At 56.6% G+C, this 23,490-nt stretch carries 20 protein-coding genes; 8 read left to right on the top strand and 12 right to left on the bottom strand.

What is annotated here, in order from left to right:
- Positions 1-4: 4 nt before the first annotated feature.
- Entirely contained in the window at positions 5-1,276 is a 1,272-nt protein-coding gene (locus LB462_RS20455) for a TCR/Tet family MFS transporter (protein ID WP_224511817.1), read from the bottom strand.
- A gap of 355 nt (positions 1,277-1,631) precedes the next feature.
- On the bottom strand, positions 1,632-2,096 hold the full coding sequence (locus tag LB462_RS20450; RefSeq protein WP_224511816.1) for an Lrp/AsnC family transcriptional regulator: 465 nt from the start codon (positions 2,094-2,096) through the stop codon (positions 1,632-1,634).
- Between the two features lie 148 nt (positions 2,097-2,244).
- On the opposite strand from LB462_RS20450, the gene LB462_RS20445 reads away from it, so the two are divergent.
- Positions 2,245-2,967: an aspartate/glutamate racemase family protein gene (locus tag LB462_RS20445; RefSeq protein ID WP_224511814.1), complete on the top strand. Its 723-nt coding sequence runs from the start codon at positions 2,245-2,247 to the stop codon at positions 2,965-2,967.
- A 213-nt stretch (positions 2,968-3,180) separates the two neighbouring features.
- Here LB462_RS20445 and ypfJ read toward each other — a convergent pair whose 3' ends face one another.
- Positions 3,181-4,110: a KPN_02809 family neutral zinc metallopeptidase gene (ypfJ, locus tag LB462_RS20440; RefSeq protein WP_224511804.1), complete on the bottom strand. Its 930-nt coding sequence runs from the start codon at positions 4,108-4,110 to the stop codon at positions 3,181-3,183.
- A 327-nt stretch (positions 4,111-4,437) separates the two neighbouring features.
- Here ypfJ and carB point away from each other — a divergent pair, with 327 nt between their 5' ends.
- Entirely contained in the window at positions 4,438-7,923 is a 3,486-nt protein-coding gene (gene carB / locus LB462_RS20435; protein ID WP_224511802.1) for a carbamoyl-phosphate synthase large subunit, read from the top strand.
- Positions 7,924-7,989: 66 nt separating this feature from the next.
- Here the strand turns inward: carB and LB462_RS20430 are convergent, their stop codons facing one another.
- The gene (locus LB462_RS20430; protein WP_224511792.1) at positions 7,990-9,774 is read right to left on the bottom strand and encodes an ABC transporter ATP-binding protein/permease; all 1,785 of its coding nucleotides are present in this window, start codon (positions 9,772-9,774) and stop codon (positions 7,990-7,992) included.
- A gap of 334 nt (positions 9,775-10,108) precedes the next feature.
- On the opposite strand from LB462_RS20430, the gene LB462_RS20425 reads away from it, so the two are divergent.
- Positions 10,109-10,321, top strand: coding sequence for a cold-shock protein (locus tag LB462_RS20425; RefSeq protein WP_106718517.1), 213 nt, complete (start codon positions 10,109-10,111; stop codon positions 10,319-10,321).
- A gap of 75 nt (positions 10,322-10,396) precedes the next feature.
- Here the strand turns inward: LB462_RS20425 and LB462_RS20420 are convergent, their stop codons facing one another.
- A complete protein-coding gene (locus LB462_RS20420; RefSeq protein ID WP_224511790.1) occupies positions 10,397-11,011 on the bottom strand; it encodes a glutathione S-transferase family protein in 615 nt (204 codons plus the stop codon).
- Positions 11,012-11,269: 258 nt separating this feature from the next.
- On the opposite strand from LB462_RS20420, the gene LB462_RS20415 reads away from it, so the two are divergent.
- Complete coding sequence (locus LB462_RS20415; RefSeq protein WP_224511788.1) at positions 11,270-12,472, top strand: pyridoxal phosphate-dependent aminotransferase; 1,203 nt, start codon at positions 11,270-11,272, stop codon at positions 12,470-12,472.
- A 793-nt stretch (positions 12,473-13,265) separates the two neighbouring features.
- Here the strand turns inward: LB462_RS20415 and LB462_RS20410 are convergent.
- Both LB462_RS20410 and trxB read right to left on the bottom strand, forming a co-directional pair.
- Positions 13,266-14,162: a LysR family transcriptional regulator gene (locus LB462_RS20410; RefSeq protein WP_112530710.1), complete on the bottom strand. Its 897-nt coding sequence runs from the start codon at positions 14,160-14,162 to the stop codon at positions 13,266-13,268.
- Positions 14,163-14,222: 60 nt separating this feature from the next.
- Entirely contained in the window at positions 14,223-15,197 is a 975-nt protein-coding gene (trxB, locus tag LB462_RS20405; protein WP_224511786.1) for a thioredoxin-disulfide reductase, read from the bottom strand.
- Positions 15,198-15,457: 260 nt separating this feature from the next.
- On the opposite strand from trxB, the gene LB462_RS20400 reads away from it, so the two are divergent.
- The gene (locus tag LB462_RS20400; RefSeq protein WP_224511784.1) at positions 15,458-15,928 is read left to right on the top strand and encodes an Lrp/AsnC family transcriptional regulator; all 471 of its coding nucleotides are present in this window, start codon (positions 15,458-15,460) and stop codon (positions 15,926-15,928) included.
- On the opposite strand, the gene LB462_RS20395 is transcribed toward LB462_RS20400, so the two are convergent.
- From LB462_RS20395 to greA, 3 genes are read right to left on the bottom strand one after another with little or no spacing between them, the layout of a single operon-like run.
- Positions 15,925-16,653: a glycosyltransferase family 25 protein gene (locus LB462_RS20395; protein ID WP_224511782.1), complete on the bottom strand. Its 729-nt coding sequence runs from the start codon at positions 16,651-16,653 to the stop codon at positions 15,925-15,927. The two genes, LB462_RS20400 and LB462_RS20395, sit on opposite strands and share 4 nt — an antisense overlap.
- Entirely contained in the window at positions 16,650-17,711 is a 1,062-nt protein-coding gene (locus tag LB462_RS20390; protein WP_224511781.1) for a glycosyltransferase family 4 protein, read from the bottom strand. Before LB462_RS20390 ends, LB462_RS20395 begins: the two co-directional genes overlap by 4 nt.
- 5 nt (positions 17,712-17,716) lie before the next feature.
- Positions 17,717-18,190, bottom strand: a complete 474-nt coding sequence (gene greA, locus LB462_RS20385; RefSeq protein WP_112530705.1) for a transcription elongation factor GreA — start codon at positions 18,188-18,190, stop codon at positions 17,717-17,719.
- Positions 18,191-18,479: 289 nt separating this feature from the next.
- Between greA and LB462_RS20380 the strand changes: the two genes are divergently transcribed.
- The gene (locus tag LB462_RS20380) at positions 18,480-19,616 is read left to right on the top strand and encodes a PQQ-dependent sugar dehydrogenase (RefSeq protein ID WP_224511779.1); all 1,137 of its coding nucleotides are present in this window, start codon (positions 18,480-18,482) and stop codon (positions 19,614-19,616) included.
- A gap of 63 nt (positions 19,617-19,679) precedes the next feature.
- A complete protein-coding gene (locus LB462_RS20375; protein WP_370637243.1) occupies positions 19,680-20,597 on the top strand; it encodes a DMT family transporter in 918 nt (305 codons plus the stop codon).
- Here the strand turns inward: LB462_RS20375 and LB462_RS20370 are convergent.
- Positions 20,587-20,937 carry a DMT family protein gene (locus LB462_RS20370; RefSeq protein WP_224511777.1) on the bottom strand — a complete coding sequence of 117 codons (351 nt, stop codon included), beginning with the start codon at positions 20,935-20,937 and terminating at the stop codon, positions 20,587-20,589. The two genes, LB462_RS20375 and LB462_RS20370, sit on opposite strands and share 11 nt — an antisense overlap.
- A 192-nt stretch (positions 20,938-21,129) precedes the next feature.
- Here LB462_RS20370 and LB462_RS20365 point away from each other — a divergent pair, with 192 nt between their 5' ends.
- Positions 21,130-22,119 carry an extensin-like domain-containing protein gene (locus tag LB462_RS20365; RefSeq protein WP_224511775.1) on the top strand — a complete coding sequence of 330 codons (990 nt, stop codon included), beginning with the start codon at positions 21,130-21,132 and terminating at the stop codon, positions 22,117-22,119.
- A gap of 174 nt (positions 22,120-22,293) precedes the next feature.
- Here the strand turns inward: LB462_RS20365 and LB462_RS20360 are convergent, their stop codons facing one another.
- The gene (locus LB462_RS20360; protein WP_224511773.1) at positions 22,294-23,484 is read right to left on the bottom strand and encodes a low temperature requirement protein A; all 1,191 of its coding nucleotides are present in this window, start codon (positions 23,482-23,484) and stop codon (positions 22,294-22,296) included.
- Positions 23,485-23,490: the final 6 nt, after the last annotated feature.

Below are 23,490 nucleotides of genomic sequence, written 5' to 3'. Positions count from 1 at the left end.
CTGCTTATCCGGCCTCGTTCTGGGCCAACGCACCCGGAACGAGAACCTCGTCTTTGGCCAGCGACGGCTTTTCGACGCGCAGCACGAAAACAATCAGGCCGATCAGCACGAAAATCCCGCCAAGCACATAGGGCGCGCCACTAAAGGTGATGGATGCGCCCGGCGCGGTGAAGATCGCGAATATCTGCGTGAAGATCAGCGGGCCGATAATGTTGGTGATGCTGAACAGGCTGGTCATTGCCCCCTGCAGCTCGCCTTGCTCCGATGCGGGCACTTTGGCGGAGGCGATACTGCGCATGGCCGGATCAGCGACGCCTTCAAGGCAGGTCGCAACAATTACCACATAGACCAGCCACCCCTGCCAGGCGCCGGCATAGCCGAAGAAACCGAGCGCGGCAAAGGCGAGGCCGATGACGGCCGTGCGCCATTCGCCAAATCTCGACACGATGCGAGGCAAGACGAGCCCCATCACGATTGCCGCACACAGGCCGTAGATGCCAAGCGACATGCCGATATCGCTTTCGCTCCAGCCATAGCGGTAACTGCCGACATAGGCCCATACCGCCGGATACGACATGTGTCCGAGCGTCAGCATGAAGAACACGAGGCCGATCCACAGAATGCCTGTGTGATTGCGCATCTGTTTCAGGGCGCCAAGCGGATTGGACCGCTTCCATTCGAATTTCCGGCGATCCTTCGCGGCGAGCGTTTCGGGCAGAAGGAAATAAGCGGCGACGAAATTCAGAAACGAGATCAGCGCCGCCCCGTAAAACGGTATGCGGGGGCCAAACTCGCCGAGGAAGCCGCCAATGATCGGCCCAAGAATAAAACCAATGCCGAATGCAATGCCAAGCAGGCCGAAATTCTTTGCGCGGTTTTCGTCCGTGCTGACATCGGCGATGTAAGCGGAGGCCGTAGAGTAACTGCCGCCGCTGATACCTGAAAGGATTCGGCCAATCAGCAGGATGGCGAAGTTTGGTGCAAGCGCGCAAATCAGATTGTCCAATGCGAAGGTAATAACCGACGTCAGCAATATTGGCCTACGGCCGAAGCGATCGCTCAGATTCCCGATCAGCGGCGCAAAAACAAACTGCATTCCGGCATAGGCGAAAAGCAGCCACCCGCCGTAAATTGCTGCATTCCCCACATCCGTGCCGGTGAGTTCCTCAAGATACTCGGGCAGAACCGGAACGATGATACCGATGCCGATGATATCCAGCAGCAGGATCATGAAGACGAGCGTCAGGCCGCGTTTGGCCAGGATAGGGTCAATCATCGGAAAACTCGCAACTGGCGTTTATGTCTGCAACTGCGCGGAAAATCGTTGTATTGCAGGAGGGCCTGTTGAGATTCTCGCTCTGACGTGACGAAAATGGTGGGTTTCGAGCACCGGAGCGCAGCGTACTTTAAGGTACGTGAGCACCGGAGCGCAGAAAAACGCCATTTGCAGGCCGTCAGAGCGTGAATACCAGCAGGCCCTAGAAGGCGCGAAACAATCCGTGAACATGATCAGGAAATCCGCCATTCCGCCACCAGAAAGTGCCTTTTGGGCAAAATCCTACTGACAAACCCTGTCAAATTGTGCGCAATCAGAGGCTAGTGATTCAGGTCAGGCCGGCATTCACCTGAATCTAGCGGGCATAGTGCGTTGGAACCGCGGTCGTGGCTTTCAATGTTTCCATCGAAACGGAGGCGGATATATCGAAGAACTCGACCTTCTCCACAAGCGCCTTATAGATGTCGTCATAGGCTTCGACACGCGGCAGTACCAATTTCAGGATATAGTCGATCGTCCCGGTCATGCGATGCACTTCGACAATTTCGGGAATGTCGACGATCGCCGCACGAAACTGTTCAAGCCAACCGGCAGAATGGCGGGCTGTACGCACGATCACGAACATCGTCGTCGGCAAGCCGGCATGTGCACGATCCAGAAGCACGACCCGCTTGGCGATATAGCCATCGTCCTCCAGACGCTGAATGCGCCGCGAACAGGCGGAGATTGAAAGGCTTACCCGATCGGCCAGATCAGAGACGGCAAGCGACGCATTTTCCTGCAGCAAATTGAGTATCTTGCGATCACGATCATCGAGCATCTCGCATCTCCAGCAATTTCTAAGCGCACTTAGTGAATTATACGCCCGGTTTTTGTCTGCCCGCAAGGAACTTCCACAAACTTTGCGAACACTCTGCGCCCATGCCGATTTATTATCCTGCCAGTAAATCAATTCAGGGAACTTGCAAATGCGTACTATCGGACTGATCGGCGGAATGAGCTGGGAGAGTACGGCGGTTTATTACCGCCAGATCAACGAAATGGTCCGGACACGTGTGGGCGGTCTCGCCTCAGCCAAAATCGCCCTGCAATCGCTGGATTTCGCCGAAGTCGTCGCGTTGCAGAAAAGCGACCGCTGGGATGACGCCGCAGCCCTTCTCGCGGGCGCAGCGAAGCGACTTGAAGGCGCCGGTGCGGACTGCGTCCTGATTTGCACCAACACGATGCATCTGGTGGCCGATGCGGTTGCCGCGTCCGTCAATGTTCCGCTCATCGATATCAGGCATGAAACCGGCCGCACGCTGAAGGCAGCGGGCAAGAAGCGGCCCCTGCTTCTTGCGACGCGCTACACAATGGAGCACGGTTTTTACGCCGATTACATGCGTGACCATTTCGATATAGAGTTGATCGTGCCCAATGAGATTGACCGCGCCAAGGTGCATTCGGTGATTTTCGACGAACTTTGCTGCGGTGTCGTCAAGGATGATTCCCGTCACGCGTTGGAAAAGATCGTCCAGCGCGGCAAGGATGCCGGTGCCGACTGCGTCATTCTCGGTTGCACGGAAATCTGTCTGTCCCTGACCCACGACAATCTCGCTCTGCCGGTGTTCGATTCAACGACTATTCACTCAAACGCCGCCGTGGCGCATGCGCTAGGTTTGGATTTCATGAGTGAACAGGACGCTGGCTAACGCTCTTATCTCCCCCCTTGTGGGGGAGAAAGCGATTTCAGCATCTTAGCCCTTGCTAAATGCTAGAAATCGCCAGAGAGGGGATTTGATTCATTGAACTATCCCCTCACTTGGATTTTCCAAGGATTTAGCAAAGAGGCTAAATCCAGGAAAATCCTTTCTCTCCCGCAAGGGGAGAGATAACCGGCATCAGCTGCTGCGGATTACGGGAGCTCAAATATTTCCACTGAAAGTATCGCAGCTCTCGAGCTTGCCGCTGTCGAAACCGCGTTTGAACCAGTTGGCGCGCTGAGCTGACGTGCCGTGGTTGAAACTTTCCGGCACGACATAGCCCTGTGTCCTCCGCTGGATATTATCATCGCCGATCTGCTGGGCAGCATTGAGTGCCTCTTCAAGGTCGCCAGCTTCAAGTATGCCCTGCTGCTTGGTGAAATGCCCCCAGATACCGGCGAAGCAATCCGCCTGAAGCTCGACACGCACAGACATCGAATTCGCGTCGGCTTGGCTCATGTTCTGCCGCATCGCGTTGAATTTCGGCAGGACGCCGATGAGGTTCTGTACGTGGTGACCCACTTCGTGCGCTAAGACATAGGCCTGTGCAAAATCCCCGGAAGCGCCGAATTTCTGTTCGAGTTCGTCATAGAAGCTCAGGTCGATATAGAGCTTCTTGTCGCCGGGGCAGTAGAATGGTCCCGACGCAGCGCTTGCAAAGCCACAGGCGGAGCGGACTTGTCCGCTGAACAACACCATGGTCGGCGCCGGATAAGTCTGCCCTTCGGCTTGGAAAATACCGCTCCAGACGTCTTCGGTCTCGGCAAGAACAGTGCGCGCGAACTGCGTCATTTGATCGTCGTTCTTGACCGACGTGCCGCCGCTTGGCGCTTGGCTCTGGCCGGGCACGAGCTGGCCGCCGCCTTCACCAACCAGTATCTGCATCGGATCGATGCTCGTGCAGAATTTCAGGAACAGGAAAATCGCGGCAAGTATGACTATACCGGAAAAGCCTCCCCCGCGCGCTGTGCGAAAGCCGGAACCACCTGGAAGTCGAAAGCCACCGCCACGGCCAATACCGCCGGGAAATCCGCCGCCCTCGCCGCGTTGATCCTCAACATTGTCACTTTGCCTGCGGCCCTGCCAACGCATTTCCTGTCTCCCGGTTCTTGCATCGGCACAGACGTCGATGCGCTGTAGTTCCAACAGTATAGTGCGATATTTGTTTCACGCACGGTGCTATTTTTCAACGTGTAGCTGCAGTCGATAGATAATCAATTTTCGTGACTGATTAATGCACACGATATATCTGGCCGAAAACTGCTGCGAAAAACCGCAAAATCGCGCGTTTTTGGGGTTACACAATGCGCTTCCTTTGCCTATAAGGCAGCCTTAGCCTCGCATTTGGAATTATATGCCTGCCCGTACGGTCAAAACCGTGCGGTTTTTTGTGCAGACCGCTATTGATAGGAACCGAACATGCCAAAACGCACCGACATCAAATCTATTCTGATTATCGGCGCAGGTCCGATCATCATCGGTCAGGCATGCGAATTCGATTATTCCGGCACACAGGCCTGCAAGGCACTAAAGGAAGAGGGTTATCGCGTTATCCTCGTCAATTCCAACCCGGCAACGATCATGACCGATCCGGAGTTGGCCGACGCGACTTATATCGAGCCGATCACCCCGGAAGTTGTTGCCAAAATCATCGCAAAGGAACGCCCCGACGCGCTGCTGCCGACGATGGGCGGACAGACTGCGCTCAACACCGCGCTGTCGCTTCGTCGCATGGGTGTACTTGACCGCTACAATGTCGAGATGATCGGTGCCAACGCCGAGGCTATTGATAAGGCCGAGGACCGCGCGCTTTTTCGCGAGGCGATGGCCAAGATCGGTCTCGAAACGCCTAAATCCATGTTGGCTAATGCCACCGAAGTTAAGGACCACGACCGCAAGTTGCACCAGGAGCAGCGTGAAACCGTAAAAGCCAGATATTCCGGAGCCGAACTCGACGCGGCTTTGGACAAGCTTGAGACCGAGTGGCAGCTTGGCGAAGGCGACCGCAAGCAGCGCTATGTTTCCCATGCGCTGGGCATGGCAGGTGCGGCGCTCGATCACGTTGGGCTTCCCGCCATTATCCGCCCGTCCTTCACCATGGGCGGGACCGGCGGCGGCATCGCCTACAATCGCACCGAGTTCTACGAGATCATTGGCAGCGGTCTCGATGCGTCGCCAACGACCGAAGTGCTGATAGAAGAATCCGTCCTTGGCTGGAAGGAATATGAGATGGAGGTTGTCCGCGACAAGGCGGATAACTGCATCATCATCTGTTCCATCGAAAACATCGATCCGATGGGCGTCCATACCGGCGATTCCATCACCGTCGCCCCTGCCTTGACCTTGACGGACAAGGAATACCAGATCATGCGCAACGCCTCGATCGCTGTGCTACGCGAGATTGGCGTTGAAACCGGCGGCTCGAATGTACAGTTCGCGGTCAATCCGGAAAATGGCCATCTGATCGTCATCGAAATGAACCCGCGCGTGTCGCGTTCGTCCGCCCTGGCGTCGAAGGCAACGGGCTTCCCGATCGCCAAGATTGCGGCGAAACTCGCCGTTGGTTATACGCTGGACGAGCTCGACAACGACATTACTGGTGGAGCCACCCCTGCTTCGTTCGAGCCGTCCATCGACTATGTCGTCACCAAGATCCCGCGCTTCGCCTTCGAAAAGTTCCCCGGCGCCGAACCGACGCTGACGACCGCAATGAAATCAGTCGGCGAAGTCATGGCCATTGGCCGCACCTTCAAGGAATCACTGCAGAAAGCGCTGCGCGGCCTTGAAACCGGGCTTACCGGCCTCGATGAGATCGCAATTCCCGGCCTTGGCGAAGGCAATGACAACAATGCCATCCGTGCCGCTATCGGTGTGCCGACACCTGATCGCCTGCGCATGGTCGGCCAGGCCCTGCGTCTTGGACTCTCTGTCGAGGAAGTTCACGAAGGCTGCAAGATCGATCCATGGTTCCTGGAACAGATGGCGGAGATTGTCGCTACGGAAGAGCGCGTGCGGGAGCACGGCCTGCCGCAGGATGCGCAGAACCTGCGCATGTTGAAAGGCATGGGCTTTTCCGATGCGCGCCTTGCCAGCCTCGCCAGAATCGAACCCAGCGAAGTCACCAAGCTGCGCCACAAGCTCGATGTCCATCCGGTCTTCAAGCGCATCGATACCTGCGCCGCCGAATTTGCTTCGCCGACCGCTTACATGTACTCGACCTATGAAGTGCCATTCGCCGGCGCGCTCTCGTCCGAAGCGCAAGTCTCCGATCGAAAGAAAGTTGTCATCCTTGGCGGCGGTCCGAACCGTATTGGCCAGGGCATTGAGTTCGATTATTGCTGCTGCCATGCCGCCTTTGCCCTGCGTGATGCAGGCTACGAAGCCATCATGATCAACTGCAATCCGGAGACTGTCTCGACGGATTACGATACGTCGGACCGGCTCTATTTCGAACCGCTGACCGCCGAAGATGTGTTGGAGATCCTGCGCGCCGAACAGACGGCCGGAACGCTGCACGGCGTCATCGTCCAGTTTGGCGGTCAGACTCCGCTGAAGCTTGCGGATGCCCTTGAGAAAGCCGGCATCCCGATCCTCGGCACCTCACCCGACGCAATCGACCTCGCTGAAGATCGCGACCGTTTCCAGAAGCTCCTGATCAAACTCGACCTTGCCCAGCCGAAAAACGGCATCGCCTATTCCGTTGAACAGGCCCGCACCATTGCCGGCGAGCTCGGCTTTCCGCTCGTCGTTCGCCCGTCCTATGTTTTGGGCGGCCGCGCCATGCAGATCATCCACGACGAGCGCGGCCTGCAGAGTTACCTGCTGGATACGGTGCCGGAACTCGTGCCCGAGGATATCAAGCAGAAATATCCGAATGACAAGACCGGCCAGATCAACACGCTGCTGGGCAAAAACCCGCTCCTCTTTGACCGCTATCTGAGCGAAGCAATCGAGGTCGACGTGGACTGCCTCTGCGACGGCAAGAACACTTGGATCTCCGGAATCATGGAGCACATCGAAGAGGCCGGTATCCATTCGGGCGACAGTGCCTGTTCGCTTCCGGTGCACTCGCTTTCGGCCGAAACCGTCGCCGAACTCGAAAAGCAAACCGCCGCGCTCGCCAAATCGCTGAATGTCGTCGGCTTGATGAACGTGCAATACGCCATCAAGAACGGCACAATCTATGTGCTTGAAGTCAATCCCCGCGCCTCGCGCACAGTGCCTTTCGTCGCCAAGACCATCGGTACGCCGATTGCCAAGGTTGCGGCGCGTATCATGGCTGGCGAAACGCTGGATGAAGCACTGGCCAACTATGGCGGCAAACCTTCAACGACGGCGCGCAAGCACATCGCGGTAAAAGAAGCCGTGTTTCCCTTCGCACGTTTTCCCGGCGTCGACACATTGCTCGGACCGGAAATGCGCTCGACCGGCGAAGTCATGGGGCTCGACTACGATTATGCCCTGGCCTTCGCCAAGTCACAGCTCGGTGCCGGTGTCGACCTGCCCCGCGATGGAACGCTGTTCGTATCGGTGCGTGACGAGGACAAGCAGCGTATTCTCGCGCCCGTAAAACGTCTGGCCGCGTTGGGGTTCAAGATTCTCGCTACAGGAGGCACCGCGCGCTTCCTCGGCGAAAACGGTGTCGAAGCCCAGAAAATCAACAAGGTGCAGGAAGGTCGCCCTCATGTGGAGGACGCCATCCGGAACCGCCAGGTGCAATTGGTCTTCAACACTACCGACAGTGCCAAGGCGATCTCGGATTCGAAGTCGCTGCGCCGTGCAACATTGATGCAGAAGGTCCCGTACTACACGACTCTCTCTGGTGCCGATGCCGTCGCCGAAGCTATTGCCGCGCTTAAGGCCGGATCGCTGGAAGTGAGGCCGCTGCAGGATTATTTTCTCTGATTTGGTCAGGCCGGAGGATGCTGAGTAAGCTAGCCTCCGTGCTGATTAAACATGAAACGGCCGTGATCAAACGCCTGCGATACCCTCTTCTTCAAGTCCGTGGCCGGAAGGATCGCTGACGAAATGCAGCACCTTGGAGAAGACATGATCGTTTTTGTCCTCGCGCCCGATATGGACGACTGTTGATTTGGCCAGGTCATCGCGCAGCACAGCGGTAACCCGTTCGTAGGCGTCCTTCTCCATACCATCCAGCGCCTCATCAATCACGACCCAGGTCGGTTTGTGCAGTTTGAGCCGCGCAAAAGCCAGGGACTGCTGTTCATCGTCACTCAATTCCCGATCCCAGCGCGCCCTGAAGTCGAGCATCGGTTCGAGCCGGGTCAATCCCAGCTCATGTAGCGCCGAGACAAGTTCCTCATCGGAAAATCCTTCTTTGCCGACAGGATAGGACATCGCCTCACGCAAGGTGCCTGGAGGGAAATAAGGCAGGCGCGGCATGAAAAGAATGTTGGTATTCGCCGGCAGACTGACGGTGCCCGCCCCCCAGGGCCAGAGGCCGGCCATGGCTCGAAAGAGCAAGGTTCTGTCGATCCCGGGTTCACTGGTAATCAACACACGTTCGCCTTCCTTGACGACGGCCTTCTTCTCCTTCAAGCGAACTGTCTCGCGCGGGGCGGTGATCTTCAGTTTGTCGAGGACGATCTGGTTCGACTCCGACTGCGTGAACGTGATCCGTTGTTCGACGCTGTTCTTGATGTCGGTCGCCTGCACCGCCTGCCGGAACGAGGTCACGCGCAAGAGCGTGGCACGCCAGTCGGCGATGGCGCCGAAATTATTGACGAACCATTTCAAGGCATCATGCACCTGGTTGAACGCCCCGATCGCCGCCATCAACCCGCCAAATGACAGATTTCCGGCAAAGTAGACGGGTGCCGCCACGAGAATGGGCGCGACAATGGTGATCCAGCCATAACCGGAAGTGACCCAGGTCAGCTGTGTCAGCGCCGTAACCAGCAAGCGGATTGCAGCGAGGAGGCTGTCGATATCAAAGCCGATCCGGCGATTTTCGTCAGCCTCTCCTCTATAGAGCGAGATTGCATCGATGTGCTCGTTGACTCGCATTAGCGAAAAACGGAGCTCGGACTCTTTCTGGTAGCGGTCCGCATTGTACCGGATCAATTTACGTCCGACGAGCCAGCTGAGCCACGACGCAGATGCGGCATAGAGAATAGCTGCCCAAACCATGTAACCAGGGATGGAAAAGCTATAACCATAGACATTGAACACGAAACCACTGGAAAACGTCCACAGCACACCGATGAAGCTCACGAGCAATATCGTAGCCTGCAACAATCCAAATCCGAGATCGGTCGACATTTCCGAAAGATGCCGCGCATCTTCGTGCAGACGCTGGTCGGGATTGACGCCAATCGGTCCAGAATTCGAGAGCTTGAATGCCCTGCGCGGTTCCAGCCATTCACCGACCAGATCACGCGTCAGTCCCTCGCGCAGCTTCAGCCGCGTCATCTGGTTCAGCCAGGTTTGTGCCACGTTGAAAACGAGAAGAACCGAAGCGATTGCGAAAAACACCATCAACTGGTCGACGAAAGCCGGGAAATCGCGTCGCGACAGTGAATCGTAAAATGGTACATTCCAGCGGTTCAGCAGCACCTGGCCCGCTGACGTGACGATGATGATACTGACAACGCCGAGAATCATCAGAATCAGCCGATTACGGACCGGCGATACCCAGTAGATATCCAATATAACGCGTAACTGAGAAAGAAGTCCTGCTTCCACTTCGCCCGCGACGGAGGTGGCTGTGGATCGGCTTGGTTTCTGCTCCGCCATGAGTCACCCCCCGTGGACGACCGCGATTCGGCCAGTTCACATTAGCATCTACTATGAAAACACGTCGGACAGTGTGCTGAAATTCAACAAGGAATGTAGGGCCAAAATTTGCCTATGCAACCCGCCGCACTTAACCCTGACGATAAACCCATTCCAATATGGCTTGTTTTGGGGCAAATTCTGTCATATGTAATCCGCATCGATTTTATCGGTCGAGTGACTTTGCGACCTGCGTAACCTGTTGCGCTTCCTGATGAACTCCATTGCATAGGTTCGATTCCCTGGGCCGCAAATGTGCTTGCTGCCTGTCTTATATATCTGAAAGGAATTTCCCATGGCTACGGGAACAGTGAAATGGTTCAACGGCACCAAGGGCTACGGTTTCATCCAGCCTGATACTGGCGGTGCAGACGTATTCGTCCATATCTCCGCTGTTGAACGCGCAGGTTTGCGCGGTCTCAATGATGGCCAGAAGGTCAACTACGAGATCGTACAGGACCGTCGTTCGGGCAAGTCGTCCGCTGACAACCTTAGCGTTGCTGGCTAATCCACATACGGGAATCGTCTGATTTCTGAACGCACAAGAGTTTAAAAGGCGGGATTTATCCCGCCTTTTTCGTTTTCAGTCTGGTAGCCATGTGATCGGAACGTGGCCCTCATCGCCCGCAACGCGGCTCAGCCATTTTGCCACGGATGGATAGGCTGAGAGGTCATATCCGCCGCGATTGGCTTCGTGGGTATAGGCATAGAGCGCGATATCGGCGAGGCTGATATTACTGCCTGTGAAATAAGGCGTCTTCTGCAGTTGATTTTCCATCACAAGCAACGCCTTGTTGCCGCCTTCCAGTGTTGCTGCCAGGCGCTCGGGCGTCGCATCCTTTGCTCGCTCCGGATAGACTAGCAGCGCCCGACGAACGGCGATATTCGGCTCATGCGTGTATTGTTCGAAGAACAGCCATTGATACATCAGGGCGCGCTCGTACGAATCCTCGGGAACAAAGCGACTGCCTTCCGCCAAATGAAGCAGAATGGCATTCGATTCTGCAAGAAACCGTCCGTCGTCGAACTCGAGCAACGGCACCTTGCCGTTTGGATTCTTCGCCATGAATTCAGGTTTGCGCGTTGAACCATCGGTTGAAGAAATCGAAATGTGCTCGAAAGGCATCGCCAATTTCGCCATCAAAAGCCGCGGCTTGTAGCAATTTCCTGAATCAGGCTGTGAATAAAGTCTCGGCATGGTAGCGGTCTCCTGAGAGCGTCGGTGCGGGCACACAAATGACGGCTTGGTTGGCGGGCGACTATTCCCACGACGAGCCGATATGTCCAATCATTTTGATTGAAGCATCCTTCAAACATTGCTGATGTATTGGACGTTCGATGCCACACCCTGCACAGAAACTGCATAATGTGAAGTCCCGTAAGTATGCTTTTGCTTGCGATTCGGCCGCCATTGCGACATAGCAGGCCCGCAAACCCGTTTCAGGAGAACGATACCATGGCATTCCTCGCAGACGCCCTTTCCCGTGTGAAGATTTCCGCAACCATTGCGATCACCCAGAAAGCACGCGATCTGAAAGCCGAGGGCCGTGACGTCATCTCGCTGTCCGTTGGCGAGCCGGATTTCGACACGCCTGACAATGTCAAGGAAGCTGCTATCGCTGCCATTCGGCGCGGCGAGACCAAGTACACCCCGGTATCCGGCATTCCGCAACTGCGCGAAGCAATTGCCCGCAAGTTCAAGCGCGAAAACGAGCTCGACTACAAGGCAAGCCAGACGATCGTTTCGACCGGCGGCAAACACGTCATCTACAACGCATTGCTCTCTACGCTAAATCCCGGCGATGAGGTGATCTGCGTCGCGCCGTACTGGGTAAGCTACCCGGAAATGGTTTCGCTATGCGGTGGAACGCCGGTCATCGTCTCGGCCATTCAGGCCAACGAGTTCAAGTTGCAGCCGGAAGATCTGGAGCGTGCCATCACGCCGAAGACCAAGTGGATCATCATGAACTCGCCTTCCAACCCGTCCGGCGCAGCCTATAGCTGGGACGAAATGAAGAAGCTTACCGATGTCCTCGTGCGTCATCCGCATGTATGGGTCTTGACCGACGACATGTATGAACATTTGACCTATGGCGACTTCAAGTTCGTGACGCCGGTACAGGTTGAGCCGAACCTCTATGACCGCACGCTGACAATGAACGGTGTGTCGAAAGCCTATGCCATGACCGGCTGGCGTATCGGCTATGCGGCCGGCCCGATCGAGCTGATCAAGGCCATGGACATGGTGCAGGGCCAGCAGACTTCCGGCACAAGCTCGATCTCGCAATGGGCAGCGGTAGAAGCCCTCGACGGAACACAGGCGCATTTGCCGGTCTTCAAAAAGGCATTCGAAGGCCGTCGCGATCTCATCGTTTCGATGCTCAACCAGACCAACTTCCTCGAATGCCCAAAGCCGGAGGGTGCATTCTACGTCTATCCCTCCTGTGCGGCTGCGATCGGCAAGACGGCGCCATCCGGCAAGGTCATTGAGAACGATGAGGATTTCGTCAGCGAACTGCTTTCAACGGAAGCCGTGGCTGCCGTGCATGGATCGGCATTTGGCCTCGGACCGAACTTCCGCATCTCCTACGCAACCTCTGATGCCAACCTCGAAGAAGCCGGAAAACGGATCCAGCGTTTCTGCGCCAACCTTCGCTAAGAAGATCATCAGATAAAATCGAGGGGCCTAATGGCCCCTTTTTCTTTCGTCGAATGTGGCTCGGAACATCGCCTTGTCCTAAAGCACCCTCTCCCTCCGTCATCCTCGGGCTTGACCCGAGGACCCAAGGCAAAGAAGTACAATCCTTTCCAGCCAACATGATTGAATCCAGTGAGGCGACACGGAAAAGCAGCTCTTCATTCAGAAGGAATCTTGCTGGATCGCATCGTGCCAGGGAGTTCAGCGCTTCTTTGCCTTGGGTCCTCGGGTCAAGCCCGAGGATGACGGAGAGGGAGACGTTTTGCGACGTCTGCTGTCGGCCCAAGCGTTGCCGGCCATATCATCGTCTTCGTTTGAAAACTGAGGCCAGACGAGAACATCGTCCCTTGCTTCCGCTATTCGCTTTGCGTCTTCTGCCCAATCGGCACGAAGCTCACTAGCTATATTATTGCGCATCGGATGTTCCTTCACCCCTGAAAAGAAAAGAGGCCGGACAATTGCCCGGCCTTAAGTTTTGAAGGTGCCGTTTCCGGCTATACCTCCAGAGGGGAACACTTGCGGGCGCGCAATGGGAGGAGGAGACGCACCGGCAAGTGATGTGGATATGAGCCCTTTGACGCCGTGTCGCAACATCCAATTGTGCATCGCACCCATGCGTTTGGTGCATACCGGCGAAATCAAGGGAAATGTTGGAATTGCAGGCGTGGAATGTCGGTGACGCAGGCAAAATCATGCTGCAAAGCAGCACGAGATTGGAAAGAAAAACTTTTCGTAAAATGTCGAAATAGCTTGCCTAGTACGACCACGTACGCGCTTTCGAGAAAAGAAAATCTCGAAACACGTGCAATTTGGCAGCGTTTTTGATTCCCTCGGGATAGCAAAAGAACGTGTCGAACGATGGCAATTCCATCTCCGGCAAGAGCCGGACCAGCGTCGAATCCTTTTCCACCATATAGTCGGGTAGCACGCCGATGCCGACGCCCTTCTGTATGGCGCGCTTGATCGACAGGAGGTTGTTGATCTGCAGGACAGCGGGTCTCAGATTGCCATCTGTCCGGCCGATCACCTCCAGCCAATTGAGATTGGTGAGATAAGATGGCGCGGGCTCGCCGAAACTGACAATGCGATGAGTATCGATTTCCTCGATACTTTCGATCTTGCCATATTTGGCGATATAGGCCGGTGAAGCATAAACGTGCATGTGCACGGTAAAGAGCCGCCGCTGGATCAGGTCCGGCTGCTGCGGCTGACGCAGGCGAATAGCGCAATCCGCGTGACGCATAGTCAGATCAAGCTCTTCGTTGTCAAAAAGCAACTGCAGCTGAACTTCCGGATAGAGCTCGATGAATTCCTGCACGCGCTCGATGAGCCAGCCCGAACCGAGGCCGACTGTTGTCGTCACGCGCAATTTGCCCGACGGCCTGTCCTTGCTCTCTGTCAGGCGAGAGCGGACATTCTCCAGCTTCATCAGGACTTCATGGGCGGTGCGGTAAAGCACTTCGCCCTGCTCGGTCAGGATAAGACCGCGAGCATGGCGGTGGAACAGCGGAACGCCAACATCCTGCTCAAGCGCACTGACTTGACGGGAAATAGCCGATTGCGACAGATGCAGGGTCTCGGCGGCATGGGTAAAGGACCCCGCCTCCGCTGCAGCATGGAATATTCGCAATTTGTCCCAATCAAGCGACATCGCGCAGTCTCTCCCCCGTTCCGGTCACGCACATCGGGACCGGCTCTATATTAACGGCTGCTATTCGGCAGCTTGACGCACTGGTTCCTGCGCAGCCAGCCAACGCTCGGCTTCAAGAGCTGCCATGCAACCCATGCCCGCAGCGGTGACCGCCTGACGATAGATGTCATCCGTAACGTCACCCGCAGCAAAGACGCCCGGCACATCCGTTGCTGTAGAATCGGCTGCGGTCCAGAGATAGCCATTCGGCTTATGTTTGAGTTGCCCCTTGAAAAGCTCAACCGCCGGCGCATGACCAATGGCAACGAAAACGCCATGGGTTGCCAATTCCGTGGTCTCGCCCGTTTTCACATTCTTCAGGCGTATGCCCGACACCGATGCGGGCATCGGCGCCTTGGCTACTGTTCCCGTAATTTCGTCAACGACGTTATCCCAGATGATTTTGACATTTTCTTTGGCGAACAGGCGGTCCTGCAGAATTTTTTCCGCGCGGAAATGATCGCGGCGATGCACGATCGTGACCGATTTGGCAAGGTTTGCGAGATAAAGCGCTTCCTCGACAGCGGTATTGCCACCGCCAACGACCACAACATCCTTGTTGCGGTAGAAGAAGCCATCGCATGTGGCGCAGGCAGAAACGCCAAATCCCATGAAGGTTTGCTCTGTTGGAATGCCCAGCCATTTCGCCTGTGCACCCGTCGCGATGATCAGCGCATCGCACGTGTATTGCGTGCCGCCATCACCGACGAGGCGGAACGGCCGCACAGAAAGGTCAACTTCCGTGATGATGTCGTGGACAATCTCGGTGCCGACATGTTCGGCCTGGATGCGCATCTGCTCCATCATCCACGGGCCTTGCACCGTATCGGCATAGCCCGGATAATTTTCCACGTCGGTCGTGATCATCAACTGGCCACCCTGCTGCAGGCCGGCGACGATGACGGGCTTCAGGTTTGCACGAGCCGCATAGATCGCCGCGGTATAACCCGCGGGACCGGAACCGATGATAAGAACGGGCACATGGCGCTGTGACATGACTAGACCTTGAAGTAATATGTGTTCGACATACAAGAGATGGCACGACCGCCATGCTCTTTCAATGACTATAAAGTAGTGGTTCAGAACCCTTTGTTGCAAGGTCTTCGCTCAACATAGACGGGTTAGCCACAGCTTGTGGCGGAAGAGCGGCGTTTCTAGGAGATTTGTGGAACCTGTTTGCAACCATTGCTGGATGTGATTACACAGCATGGGGAATCGCCTATGGTGACCGCAATTCTCTTGGGACAGGATGGAATATGCCTTTGAAGGCGGATCTCGACGCGATCGACTGGAAAATCCTGAAACAATTGCAGGACAATGGCCGCATCACCAATGTGGAACTGGCGGAGCGTGTCGGCATATCGGCGCCGCCCTGCCTGCGCCGCGTTCGCAAGCTCGAAGAAGCCGGCATTATCCAGGGCTATCGCGCGATCCTGAACGGCGCGATCCTCGGCCAGGATATCGTCGCGTTCTGCATGATCCGCCTGCACCGCCAGTCTGACGCCGATCTGAAGAACTTCGCCGAAAAGACCAAGCATTGGGCACTGGTGCGCCGCGCCTGGATGGTTTCCGGCGAGTCAGACTTCCTGCTGCATTGCGTCGCGAGTGATCTGAGCACGTTCCAGAATTTCGTCATCGAAGAATTAACCTCGACACCCAACGTCGATTCCGTGCGCACATCCCTCACGATCCGTTCGGTCAAGAACGAGCCATTGATGGTACTTTAGCGCCGGAACCGGTTATACAGGTAGAGCGTCACGCGATACCAGGGGCGCAGGATTTCCCGCTTCAGCCTGCCAGCAAAAGTCTTGTTCTTGCCCTGAACGACCGACCCGCCGAGATCGAAATCGATCTCGCGAATGGTGATTGGCCGCGCGGACAATACACGGACGGGATGCAGCCAGCGCATCTGGATCGTCGTATCCACCGGCCGATCAAATCGTTCCGTTGCCGCGAGCAGCGCCATCGCCGCCTCGCGTCCGACGAGTTGCATCTGCATCCCCAACCCCGGCAGTTCCGGTTCAATGACGCTGTTGGCGCCAACGCGCGCAATTTCAATCCCCGACTCACCCCTCGGCCAGCGGGGAAAGCGGATGTAGTCGGCCGGCTGCAACCGGTCGATCGCCAGTTGCAACTGTGCCGCGAAACCAGCATCAACCTCGACATCGTCCTCGATGATGAGGCCTGCATCCAGCTTGCGATCGACAATTGCAGCCCAAGCTTTGCGATGCGACAGAAAACAGGCGACCTCGGATTTCCGCAGCTCGAACGGGTAGTACGGACTGTGCAGCGAGCGGGCATAGACGGCGGCAATATCACCCGCGTCCATCGCGAGCGCGTCCACCGCATCGACGATCTCCGCCTTCACCGGCAAGCGCTCGACCAGTCCGCGGACATGCTCGCCACGCTGTACCGCGCGATCGAGATGGATGATGAAAGCCGTAACAGTCACGGCCGCGATCCGGTGGCGAAAAGCTGCTCGTAAACTTCGCCAATACGGCCGGCTTCCTTCTGCAGTGGGAAGTTCTGGCGGACGTGGGCAAGTGCCAGCTTCCCCGCCTCCACACACATCGCCGGATCGGCGAGGTAAGGCGCAATCGCCTGTTCAAGCGCGAGCCCGTCACCCGCGGCAACCACAGTTCCCGTCTCCGGTTCGATCATCTCGGCATAGGCCCCGGCATCGCTCGCAACCACCGCGGTCTGCGAGGCCATCGCCTCAAGCGGCGTCAGGCCGAAGCCCTCATTGCGAGATGGCGCAACGTAGAGCGACATGCGGCGATACCAGAGGCGTACATCGGGCACCTCCCCCAGGAACAGGATGCGCTCGCCAAGCGCGGCTTTGGCAATCTTGTCGCGGAGGGCCTGTTCAAAGCCCTTATACTCCGCAGTCGTGCGGCCAGTCATGACCGCCGTCCATTGCGGGTGCTGCGGAAGCAAATTGATCATTGCATCGACGAAGAGATCTGTACCCTTCGAAGGCCGGATGCGCCCCGAACAACCGACGAGAAATTGTCCCGGGAGGCCCGAGGCAGCAAACCTGTCCTGATCGTCCTGCGGTGGGTGAAACAGTTCGGTATCGATACCGTGCATGATGACGGTATGGGGCACCTTCAGGAAGCTTCCGGATTTGCCGCTCGTGGCGATCACTGCGTCCATTCTCCGGATCAGCCATTTGGTGAAAGGCTGGTGGTCGCGTTGCGCAGCCGAAGTGAACAGCAGCTTCAATCTCATGCGCAACACATGGCGCATGAGAATACCGGCAATCATTTCATTGTTGCGGCGCGCGTGCCAGATACGAAATGGTCTCGTCTTCGGCTTGAACCAGAGGCCGGGGAGCGATGTCCAGCCAATACTCGGCAGTTCCGCGGGCAATCCGGGGCCCATGGTGACAATATTGAGGCCATTGGCCCGCTGTAGCGGGATGAGCTGAATGATCGTCGAAGTGACTCCGGAAAGCTTTCGCTTGAAATTCGGAGCGATCACTTCGACGCTGCTTAGGGGCTCCTGCACGAAGTCTAGAGGAACCTGAAGCCGATGATTTCGTAAGACCGGGCACCACCGGGTGCATTGACTTCGATCGTTTCGCCTTCGCTCTTGCCGATCAGCGCACGTGCGATGGGCGAGGAAATGGAGATGCGGCCGGCCTTGGGATCAGCTTCCTGATCGCCGACGATCTGATACACCTTTTTCTCTTCGGTATCCTCATCGATCAGCTGGATCGTGGCGCCAAATTTGATCTTGTCGCCTGACAGCTTGGAAATATCGATGATTTCGGCGCGTGCCGTATAATCCTCCAGCTCGCCGACCCGGCCTTCATTGTGGCTCTGGGCTTCCTTGGCGGCGTGATATTCGGCGTTTTCCGAAAGGTCGCCATGGGCGCGCGCTTCCGAGATGGCCGCAATAATACGTGGACGTTCTTCCTGCTGGCGCCAGCGCAGCTCCTCCTTGAGCTTGTCGAATCCAGCCTGAGTCATCGGGACCTTTTCCATGCCCTCTCCTTTCGTAGTCAATGTCGAACGGCATCGATCGATGCCGTTCGACACAAAAAGAAAACGGTCGCCGAAGCTCAAGACTTCGGAACCGTTCAGTCATTCGTCCCTTAATATAGCACCGATTCCGGCGAATTCACGTAGAAAGTGGAAAATGTCGCACGTCGGGAATTTGCGCAGGCAAATCAATCTCGGAGACGCAACAATTCACATCACTGTGAGACGACCGGATTGGCGAATTATGCACAAAATGCGTTCATCTATCGAACGACGAAGAGGATCGCCGTCAATGAAACAAGGACCAAGGGTTGCTGCTGCGGGCCTGTTTGCGGTCTTGATATCGATGCCCCTGACCGCTCTCGCCAAGGATTTCAAGACAGAAACGGTGACGCTCTCTGCCGAGACGATTGCTGATGGCCTTGATCATCCATGGGGCCTCGCCTTCCTGCCCGATGGCGCGCTCCTCGTGACGGAACGCGGTGGTACGATGCGCATCGTCAAGGACGGTAAAGTGTCGAAGCCCGTTGCCAACGTTCCCAAGGTCGTCGTCAAGGGTGAAGGTGGCCTGCTCGATGTCGCGCTTTCGGCGGACTTTGCCAAGAGTGGAAACATCTATTTCAGCTACACCGAACCACGCCAGAATGGTACCGGCACAGTCATGGCTCGCGCGCGTCTCGTTCGCAATGGCGACGGAGCCGAACTCGAAAATGTCTCGGTTCTGCTATCGGTAAAGCAAAGCACCAGGGGATCGGCGCATTTCGGCTCGCGTATTCTTGTTGCACCCGATGGCAAGCTTTTCGTTACGATCGGCGATCAAGGCACAATGAAGCGCTCGCAAGATTTCAGGGATGAGGCGGGCTCCATACTCCGCATCAATGCGGACGGCACCATTCCGGCGGATAATCCATTCGCCGACGGCAAAAAAGGCCTGCCGCAAATCTGGTCCAAGGGCCACCGTAATCCGCAAGGGGCTGTCTGGGATCCCGTTACGGATTCATTGATCACTGTGGAGCATGGCGCCAGGGGCGGCGATGAAGTCAATCAGCCTCAGGCGGGCAAGAATTACGGTTGGCCGGTCATAACTTACGGCAAGGATTACTCCGGCGCGAAAATCGGCGTCGGAACCCGTGCGAAGGGTTATGAGCAGCCGCTATACTATTGGGACCCTTCGATCGCCCCCTCCGGGCTCGCGGTATATGAAGGATCGATGTTCCCCGAATGGAAGGGAGACCTTCTGGCAGGTGCCCTCAAGTTCGAGATGCTCGTGCGTCTGGACCGCGACGAGAAAGGCGCTATCAAGAGTGAGGAACGGATGCTGAAGGGCGAGTTTGGCCGCATCCGCGATGTGCGGGTTGCGTCCGATGGGTCGATCTACCTTCTCACCGATGAAGGCGATGGGAAAATCATACGGCTGACACGCGCATAACGTTTGTAGCACCCTTGCCGCCATGAATTGCAATCGCTAGACAGCGATCGATGCGGACCTTTGATGACCGCTCCATTTCGCAGGATTCTCATGACGCATGGACGCGCCAACACTTTGCTGCTTCTCGCCGGAGCGATCTGGGGTTTTGGCTTCGTCGCCCAGTCGAGCGCAATGGGCAGCGTCGGGCCGTTCATGTTTGTCACCCTGCGTTTTTTCCTCGCCGCCCTGACCATCATGCCGCTGGCCGTTCGCGAGGCGAAGGCTGCGCCGGTGAAATTGACGCGCGCCGATTATTACGGCTTCTTTTTCATCGGTGTTCTGCTCTTTTCCGGGGCCGCGCTGCAGCAGGTCGGCATGCAGACGACGTCCGTCACCAATGCCGGCTTTCTGACCGGCCTATATGTAGTCATGGTGCCATTCCTTGGCGTCATTCTGTTTTGGCAGTGGCCCCATCCGGTTGTCTGGCCCTGCGCCTTGACGGCGCTTGCCGGCATTTATCTGTTGTCCGGAGGACATCTCGAAGGGCTGACGGCCGGTGATTTGCTCATCGTAGCCTGCGCCATATTCTGGGCGTTGCAGATTATCTTTATCAATCGCATCGGCATGAAAAGCGGCAGACCCATCATGTTGTCGCTGGTTCAGTTCATGGTCTGTGGCTTGCTTGGCCTCGTGGCGACATTATCCACCGAGCGCACCGAACTCTTCTCGATCCTGACGGCCGCGCCGGAAATCCTCTTTGCGGGGGTGATCTCGTCCGGCATCGGCTTCACGCTTCAGGTGGTTGGACAGCGTTTCACCACGGCTCCACAGGCAGCAATCATGCTGTCTTCCGAAGCGCTTTTTGCGGCGCTTTTCGGCGCCATATTGTTGGGTGAGCGCATGTCGCTTCAGGGTGTAGCGGGTTGCGCCCTCATCTTCTTCGCAATGATCGCCGTCGAATTGATACCTGCTTTGCGGAGCCGGACCAGGGTCAGGCCTTAAAGATCAGGGTTGCGCCGCCGGCTATCAACACAAAACCGGCTACGTGCTGCCAGGTGAAGGATTCCTTCAGGTAAAATACTGAAAACAGGCTGAACACGACCAGCGTGATGACTTCCTGCATCGTTTTCAGCTCGGCTGTCGTATAGACGGTGTGGCCGATGCGGTTGGCGGGAATGGCCAGCCAATATTCCATAAGCGCAATACCCCAGCTGATGAAGACCACCAGCGTGAGCGGCGCCATCGGATATTTCAAATGGCCGTACCAGGCAAAAGTCATGAATACATTCGACGCCGCAAGCAGCAAAATCGGCATGACGTAGGGTGAGAACAGAGATGTCATTGATGGTTTCCGGGAGGAAGGAGAAGGAAAAACAGTTGCCGCGGTGATTGCAGCAAAATCAAGCCGGGATCAACCGGGGCCCGGTCACATTTTCGACGCAGGCCTTAAGAGCGACGCTGACCTTTCCTTTACAATTTACCTCTATTTTTAGCCGCATCCGCCTGCGTAACGGGGCAAAGGGGATGTGGTGACATGAGTATTGCGTTGTCGTCCGCCGTGCGTTTTAGGCACCTTTCGATCATGCTTGTCCTTTTCACGGCGACAGCGCTGAGCAGTTGCGGCATGGGCGATGTGCGGCGACCCATGGCGGATGTTGGCAGCGAGGACACGTCAGTTGCCGGCCAATCGCTTGCAAGCGAAGAAAGCACGCAGGTCACCGCCGAGGAACCCCAGCAGCAATCCACCCCGCAGACGGGCGAATTCGCCACACAGCAGCCCGAAGTCCTTTCCGTACCGGACGCCGAACCGCAGCCGGACACGATTGTCGTACCCGAGGCCCCGCAAGTCGCAGAGCCTAAACCCTACTCATTGCCAGAATCCGAACCGGCCTCCGACGACGCCGAAAGCTACGGCTATGCGGGCGGGATCAGGGACCCTATTGCCCGCGGCGAAAGTGCGTTTGCCATGTCGGGTAGTGACATTGCCTGTCGTACCCAGCTTAAACAGCTTGGCGTCGTGTTTCAGGAGCGGGAACCCATCAATGACGGAGGCGTCTGCAAGATCGACCACCCGCTGACCGTCAGTGGATTTGCCAGTGGACGCATCAGGCTCAAGCCGAGTGCCACGCTGAATTGCCAGATGACACTTGCTTTCGCACGCTGGGTCAAAGGCGATCTCGCACCCTCAACGCGCCTGCGTTATCTTTCCGGTATCAACACGATTCATCAGGCATCGAGCTATTCCTGCCGCACGATGAGCAACCAGCGCGGGAGAAGCATGTCGGAACATTCCAAGGGTAACGCGCTCGACATTTCGAAGATCACACTCAACAATGGCAAGGATATCCAGGTGCAAAAGCCCGGCTGGTTCTCATTCCGCCAGCGCGGACTGCTGAACACCGTACGCTCGGATGCCTGCGATTACTTCTCGACGGTTCTTGGTCCCGGCTATGACAGGTTTCATCGCACGCATTTCCATTTCGATCTGATGCAACGCCGAAGCGGACATCGCGCCTGCCGCTGACGCCGCCCTTACCCTCCCCCTTGTGGGGAGGGAGGCTGCGCAGCAGCTGGGAGGGGCTCTTCTTCCGTTTAAGTCAAGAAACCCCTCCCCGTCGCTTCGCTCCGTCCCTCCCCACAAGGGGGAGGGTGCGAAGCGGGACCTTCGGCCCTTGCTAAATCCAACCTTTATGGCGCTCTAGTGTTTAACAGGGCTGTCGGCCTTCACCTGGCCAAAATACTCCCAGATCGTGACGATGATCAGAATGCCGGTGGTGAGGGAGCCGAGCACCAATGGCGACAGTCCGCCAGCAAAGAACGCAAGCATCGCGCACAGTCCCAGACCGATCATATGAGACAGTGGCGGTCTTCCCGCGATATAGAACTTGAACAGCAGATTCCCGACCAGATAAAGCGCCGTACCACCAATTGACGTCCAGATCGTCGCGGCGTCCGAATGACCCGTCGGATGCGCAAGGATAAGCTCATCCGATACAGCAACGACGATGATACCGGCCACAAGCAGAACGTGAACATAGGTGTAGGCCACGCGAGCGATCCTGCCGGGATCATCGGTCGCCGCAATCTTGTGATGGCCGGCCGATTGCCCGACATTGAAATAGACCAGCCACATGGCAACAGAAGCAAGGAAGGTCGTCAGAAATGCCGAAAAGGAGATGAAATTCCATTCCTGATCGGCGAAAGTCGCGCCGGAAACGAGGATGGACTCTCCAAGTGCGATAATGACAAACAGCGCGGCCCGCTCCGCCATGTACTCACCATCGACATCCCACTCTCCTGTCGAAGAGGCCCCGAGGCGGAATGTCCAGAAACCAAGGGCTGGTCCCACCACTTCTATTCCCAGAGCTATTGCCCAAAAGACAAGCCGATATTCCGGTTCGGCGAAACCACCGGCAATCCAGAATGAGCCCGACACGGCGAGCCAGATCGTGATCCGCAGGTAATTGCGGTAATTGGCCCGATTGTGGTGTCGGAGCACCCAAACCATGAAAACCGACCGGCCGAACTGCATGAAGACGAAAGCGCTGGCGAACACCAATCCGCGGGCCTCGAAGGCAGTGGGGATCGACGTCGAAAGCACAAGCCCGGCCAGCATCAGCACGAACAACATTGTGCGCACCGGCGGTGTCGCCGGATCGAGCCAATTGGTGCACCACATCGTATAGACCCAGACCCACCAGACTGCCAAAAGGAGCAGCGCGCTTTCGACGAGCCCCTTGAGGCTGAGATCATGCAGCAGTAGGTGCGATATCTGTGTGATGGCGAAGACGAATACGAGATCGAAAAAGAGTTCGACGAAGTCAACTTTCGCGCTGTTCGCATCGCCGCGCTTGCGGGAGTAGTCTTGAATTGCTCCGAAAAAAGCCACGTTTTT

Origin of the sequence: Phyllobacterium chamaecytisi (assembly GCF_020164455.1) — a bacterium.
In the GTDB taxonomy this organism is placed as follows: Bacteria; Pseudomonadota; Alphaproteobacteria; order Rhizobiales; family Rhizobiaceae; genus Phyllobacterium; species Phyllobacterium chamaecytisi.
Note: the sequence above shows the minus strand (reverse complement) of the source record. Positions and strands in the feature narration are given on the sequence as shown.

Excerpts from the sequence above, each read along its gene's own strand:
- LB462_RS20455 (WP_224511817.1), bottom strand. The coding sequence starts at position 1,276 with ATGATTGACCCTATCCTGGCCAAACGCGGCCTGACGCTCGTCTTCATG.
- LB462_RS20450 (WP_224511816.1), bottom strand. The coding sequence starts at position 2,096 with ATGCTCGATGATCGTGATCGCAAGATACTCAATTTGCTGCAGGAAAAT.
- LB462_RS20445 (WP_224511814.1), top strand. The coding sequence starts at position 2,245 with ATGCGTACTATCGGACTGATCGGCGGAATGAGCTGGGAGAGTACGGCG.
- ypfJ (WP_224511804.1), bottom strand. The coding sequence starts at position 4,110 with ATGCGTTGGCAGGGCCGCAGGCAAAGTGACAATGTTGAGGATCAACGC.
- carB (WP_224511802.1), top strand. The coding sequence starts at position 4,438 with ATGCCAAAACGCACCGACATCAAATCTATTCTGATTATCGGCGCAGGT.
- LB462_RS20430 (WP_224511792.1), bottom strand. The coding sequence starts at position 9,774 with ATGGCGGAGCAGAAACCAAGCCGATCCACAGCCACCTCCGTCGCGGGC.
- LB462_RS20425 (WP_106718517.1), top strand. The coding sequence starts at position 10,109 with ATGGCTACGGGAACAGTGAAATGGTTCAACGGCACCAAGGGCTACGGT.
- LB462_RS20420 (WP_224511790.1), bottom strand. The coding sequence starts at position 11,011 with ATGCCGAGACTTTATTCACAGCCTGATTCAGGAAATTGCTACAAGCCG.
- LB462_RS20415 (WP_224511788.1), top strand. The coding sequence starts at position 11,270 with ATGGCATTCCTCGCAGACGCCCTTTCCCGTGTGAAGATTTCCGCAACC.
- LB462_RS20410 (WP_112530710.1), bottom strand. The coding sequence starts at position 14,162 with ATGTCGCTTGATTGGGACAAATTGCGAATATTCCATGCTGCAGCGGAG.
- trxB (WP_224511786.1), bottom strand. The coding sequence starts at position 15,197 with ATGTCACAGCGCCATGTGCCCGTTCTTATCATCGGTTCCGGTCCCGCG.
- LB462_RS20400 (WP_224511784.1), top strand. The coding sequence starts at position 15,458 with ATGCCTTTGAAGGCGGATCTCGACGCGATCGACTGGAAAATCCTGAAA.
- greA (WP_112530705.1), bottom strand. The coding sequence starts at position 18,190 with ATGGAAAAGGTCCCGATGACTCAGGCTGGATTCGACAAGCTCAAGGAG.
- LB462_RS20380 (WP_224511779.1), top strand. The coding sequence starts at position 18,480 with ATGAAACAAGGACCAAGGGTTGCTGCTGCGGGCCTGTTTGCGGTCTTG.
- LB462_RS20375 (WP_370637243.1), top strand. The coding sequence starts at position 19,680 with ATGACCGCTCCATTTCGCAGGATTCTCATGACGCATGGACGCGCCAAC.
- LB462_RS20370 (WP_224511777.1), bottom strand. The coding sequence starts at position 20,937 with ATGACATCTCTGTTCTCACCCTACGTCATGCCGATTTTGCTGCTTGCG.
- LB462_RS20365 (WP_224511775.1), top strand. The coding sequence starts at position 21,130 with ATGAGTATTGCGTTGTCGTCCGCCGTGCGTTTTAGGCACCTTTCGATC.